At 64.0% G+C, this 2,413-nt stretch carries 1 protein-coding gene; it reads right to left on the reverse strand.

Annotated features, from left to right (window positions below):
- Positions 1–2,411: efflux RND transporter permease subunit (locus tag PC39_RS16585; RefSeq protein ID WP_502950890.1), on the reverse strand; the 2,411-nt coding region annotated here is incomplete at its 3' end.
- Between the last annotated feature and the right edge of the window lie 2 nt (positions 2,412–2,413).

A 2,413-nucleotide genomic window follows, 5' to 3' on the forward strand; every position in this document is an offset into this window, starting at 1 on the left:
TTTTCGTAGGCGCTCAGATCCATGTGTTCGGAGACCAGCAGGTCGTTGCGTGCCAGGAACTTGGGCTTAAAGAACGACACCAGCAGCGGCAGGATGATCAGTGCCATGATCATGTTGATCATCATGATCCCCGACAGCAGCAGGCCCATCTCCGCCACGAACTTCAGCTCCGACAGGAAGTACCACGGCAGGATGCCGATCAGCATGATCGTCGCCGTGAACGCGATCGCACGGCCCGTGGTCGTGATCGCCTCGGTCACGATCGCCTTGTAGTCGCCCTCCAGGTGATCGTACTCGTCGCACATGCGCGCCAGCAGGTAGACACCGTAGTCGATGCCCACGCCGACACCCACCGCCGCCACCAGCAGCGTGTTGATGTCCAGGCCGATGCCCATCGCCGACAGTGTCGCGATGATCGCGAAGTTCGACATGTTCACCGGCACCAGCAGCATCAGTCCCGCCACCATCGACCGGAAGCCGATCGCCGACAGCGTGAACATCAGCAGGTTCAGGAAGAGCACGATCTCCCAGTAGTTGGCCTGCACGGTCTCGTTGATCGCCTGCTGCAGCGCGATCGTGCCCGTGCCCAGGCGCACCGTGAAGTTCTCGTGGTCCTTGCCCACTTTCTCCACGGCTTCCTTGGCCGCCGACAGCGCCGCGTCCACCGTTTCCTGCTTGTTGTCCTGGTACCACAGCGACACGGTCGCGTTCTGCTGCTTGATGTCCACTACGTGGCTGTAGGCCTTCGGGCCCGTGCCCATCAGGGCCGCCGAGCCCGCCGCCTGCGTCGCCCGGTCGGTGGTGTCCAGCGGCGCCCACCGCGGGTCGCCGCCGTTGTACAGCCGTGTCGATTCACGCAGGTAGTCCGCGAACGATAGCGTCGCGCGCGGCGGGATCGGCTCCGAGCGTTCCATGTGGTCCTGGATCGCCAGCATCGTGTGCACCGCGTCCGATTTGCGCGCCGTGCGCTCCAGACTCTCGGTCTCCTTCGATTCCAGCACGATCTCCAGGGTGTTCACGCCCGGAAAGTGGTCGTTGATCGAGCGCACCGCTTCGTTGAATTCGGAGTCGTACCACAGCAGGCCCGAGCCTTCGACCGGGTTGCCGTACTTGACCTTGGCGCCGTAGTAGACGGTGACCGCTCCCACGCTGATCATCACCAAGGCCGTCACCCAGGCCACCCGGCCCGTGGTGATCTCCGACAGCCAGCCCAGCAGCTTCGCCATGAGCTGGTGCACCCCGCCGGATTTCTTGCCGTCGCGGCCCACGATCGCGTCCAGGTTGCGCGGCGTCGGCATGTACGACAGCACCAGCGGCGCCAGCAGCGCCGAGGTCGGGATCAGGATCATCGCCCAGAACCCCGAGAAGGCCGCAAAGCGCTGCATCGCCGGTACCGGCGCGATCATGATCAGCAGGATCGCCAGCGAGTCGGTGATGATCCCTAGTACGCCCGGGCCCATCATCACCCGCAGCGCCAGCTCGCCCGCCTTGTCCTTTTCCTTGACGACCGACAGGATCTCGTAGAAGCGCTCGGTGTATTGCACGGTGTGCGAGAACGCCCGCGCCACCAGCAGTAGCGGCACCAGCAGCAGCAGCGGCTCTACCGCCAGATTCAGCCAGCCCGCGAAACCGAAACCCCAGATCGCCGAGAACACGCCCGTCACCGCCGGCGTCACCACGCCCGCGATGTTGCGCATGTACAGCGCCAGGGCCAGGAACAGCGCGCCGATGGTCACGCCGAAGATCCACATCATCTGGCTCTGGTAGCGATACACCCAGCCGATCAGCGCCGGCTCGCCCGCCAGATACACCTCGTGGTCGGCGTCGCGCGCTTCGCGCACCAGCCCCTGCACGTATTCGAAGGTCTCGCCGAAGTTCAACCGGTGCTCGATGAAGGTCGCTTGCACCAGCGTCGCCGTGCCGTCGCCCGATACCAGGAAACCGCGCGCGTTCGGGGATCGCTCCACGCGCTGCTTGAAGTCTTCCAGTTCCGCCTTGCCCGTCGGCACCGAGTCGCCCATCAGCGGGCGCATGTCGATGCCGTACGGCGTCGCTTCCGCGTAACGCGCCTTCGAGGTCGTGATCGACAAAACCTGGTCGTGGTCCACCGCCGGCGCCAGGTCGATGTCCCGCGTCATGTCCCACGTCTTCTGCAGCGTCGCCTCGTTGTAGATGTCCCCGTTCTTGTTCTTGATCATCACCGTCATCGTCAGCGGATTGCCGAAGTTCGGGTGATCACGGAACACCTCCGCGTACGGGTGACCCGTCGGCAACAGGTCCGAAAATATCGTCTTGACCTGTACCTTCGGCAGCCCCGCCGCAAAAAACGCCGTCGCCAATAACACCAGCAGCCACGCCGCGATGCGGTGGCGAAACATCCAACTGGCTACGGAATGACGGATATTACCCATTG

The sequence above is a fragment of the Salinisphaera sp. PC39 genome (assembly GCF_040361335.1).
Lineage (GTDB): Bacteria > Pseudomonadota > Gammaproteobacteria > Nevskiales > Salinisphaeraceae > APNM01.